The 1,997-nt window shown below is 70.3% G+C and carries 3 protein-coding genes; all 3 read right to left on the bottom strand.

Going from position 1 to position 1,997, the window contains the following annotated elements:
- Nucleotides 1-104: 104 nt before the first annotated feature.
- Nucleotides 105-1,115 (bottom strand): RluA family pseudouridine synthase, encoded by a 1,011-nt coding sequence (locus tag D7V93_RS42325; RefSeq protein WP_120648605.1) that lies wholly within the window; start codon nucleotides 1,113-1,115, stop codon nucleotides 105-107.
- An 11-nt stretch (nucleotides 1,116-1,126) separates the two neighbouring features.
- Nucleotides 1,127-1,390, bottom strand: coding sequence for a hypothetical protein (locus D7V93_RS42330; RefSeq protein ID WP_120532975.1), 264 nt, complete (start codon nucleotides 1,388-1,390; stop codon nucleotides 1,127-1,129).
- A gap of 78 nt (nucleotides 1,391-1,468) precedes the next feature.
- The coding region (locus D7V93_RS42335) for a helix-turn-helix domain-containing protein (RefSeq protein WP_147451655.1) at nucleotides 1,469-1,997 on the bottom strand (529 nt) is incomplete at its 5' end.

The raw sequence follows: 1,997 nt of genomic DNA on the forward strand, positions 1-1,997 counted from the left end.
ACCAGCTCTTCCAGGAGGGCAGTATCCTCCTGGGAGAGCTGGATGAGCCGCGGAGGTCGTCTCCTCATGGAGGAGAGCTATTCATCCTCCGCGACTATGTCGACTTACTTCGCGGACACTCCACTAGGAGCCGTCTTCGCCTTCGCCTTCGCGGGAGGCCCGGCGGGAATGCCCGCCTCCCGCAGCAGGCGCAGGGCCGCCGCGAGGTCCTCCGGAAGGGGCGCCTCCAGCGACAGCAGCTTGTGGGTGCGCGGGTGCTCGAAGGCCAGGCGCCACGCGTGCAGCGCCTGACGGCCCAGCGCCTCCTGGGCCTCCGCCACCGCGCCTTTCGCCTTGCGGCCCGCGCCGTAGAGCGCATCGCAGAGCAGCGGATAGCCGGCCTCGGAGAGGTGGACGCGGATCTGATGCGTGCGGCCAGTGAGCAGGTCCACCTCCACCAGGGCCGCGCCTTCGAAGGCTTCAAGGACGCGGAACACGGTGATGGCGGGCTTGCCCTCCTTCACCTTGCCGGTGAAGCGCTGGCGGTTCACCGGGTGGCGGCCGTAGAGCGTCTCGATGCGCCCTTCCGCGGGGGGACTGCCGTGCACCAGCGCGAGGTAGGTCTTCTGGACCTCGCGCGTCTTGAAGGCCTTCTGGAGGGCCACGAGGGACTGCTCGTGCTTGGCGACGACGAGGCAGCCGGTGGTGTCCTTGTCCAGCCGGTGGACGATGCCCGGGCGCAGCTCCCCGCCCACGCCGGACAAATCCTTCACGCGGTGCAGGAGCGCGTTGACGAGCGTGCCGGAGGCGTGGCCCGCCCCCGGATGCACCACCATGCCGGCGGCCTTGTCCACGACGACGAGGTCGCGGTCCTCGTGCAGCACGGCCACGGGCAGCGCTTCCGCCTGCGGAATGGCGGCGACGGGCGCGGGGATGTGGACGGTGAGGAGCTCGCCCCCGCGCAGGCGCTGCGCGACCTTGCCGGGCTTGCCATCGGACAGCACGTGGCCGTCGGCGATGAGGCCCTGGAGGCGGGAGCGGGTGAGGTCCGGGAACGCGCGGGCGAGGTATTGGTCCAGGCGCTCCCCCCGGGCTTCAGGGAGGGCGCGGTGCTCGCGCGTGTCGGGTGAGGCCACGGACCGGGTGACTACCAGATCTTCGACTTCACGTGCGCCTTGGAGCGCAGGACGATGTCGTTGACGGCGCGCTCGAAGAAGTTCGCCTGGGTGCTGATCTCCTGGCTCACGCGGCTCTTGTAGAGCGCGCGCCCCTCCTCCAGCTCCTCCTTGAGGACCTCGAAGAGGTTGTCCTGCTCGATGCCCTTGATGATCTTCTGCTCGTTGTAGAGCGAGATATCCGAGGCAATCGCGCGGGCCAGACGCATCGCCTTGACCTTTTCCTCTTCCGTCATCGTGCCATTACTTAGGCACCCACCCCGTGCGAGTCAACTTTTCCTGATGCGCGGAGTGACGACAGGCCGCCCTCCAGGTCAACGTCCCGACTTGGCGGGTTTCTCGGAGAACAGCGCCAGGTAGCTCTTGGACACGCGCAGCGGATCCAACCCCAGCTCGCGGGCGAGGTTCATCAGGATTCCTCGCAGGTACACCGGCGGGGGCAGCGCGGTGTAGCGGTCCGCCTCCACGTTCTCCAGGTGACGCACGGAGATGCGGGTGCGGTCGGCGAGCTGTTGGATGGACAGGCTCCGGGCCTCGCGCACGCGGCGCAGCAGCTCGCCGTTGAACTCGGCGTCCGCCGGGATGTCCACGCCCCGGGGCCGGGCCTCGCGCACCCGGGCGGCCACCTGCGCCAGCGCCGACTCCGCGGTCGCGATGGCCGAGTCCTGCGCCAGCACCTGCGCGTCTCCGAGCTTCGGGCCGGCGGGGCTCCGCGACCCGGGGCCGGGACGGCTGTTCGCCGTGGACCGCGAGTCGATGGGGCGCGACGTGAGGGGACGCACGGCGGCCTTCGAGGCGCCGGTGGCGGCAGGCCGGGCCAGCGCCGTGGAGGGGGCCTCCGGG

Origin of the sequence: Corallococcus llansteffanensis, from assembly GCF_003612055.1 — a bacterium.
Lineage (GTDB): Bacteria > Myxococcota > Myxococcia > Myxococcales > Myxococcaceae > Corallococcus > Corallococcus llansteffanensis.

What these genes read in the sequence shown, in the direction of transcription:
- D7V93_RS42330 (WP_120532975.1), bottom strand. Translation starts at nt 1,390, where the DNA reads ATGACGGAAGAGGAAAAGGTCAAGGCGATGCGTCTGGCCCGCGCGATT.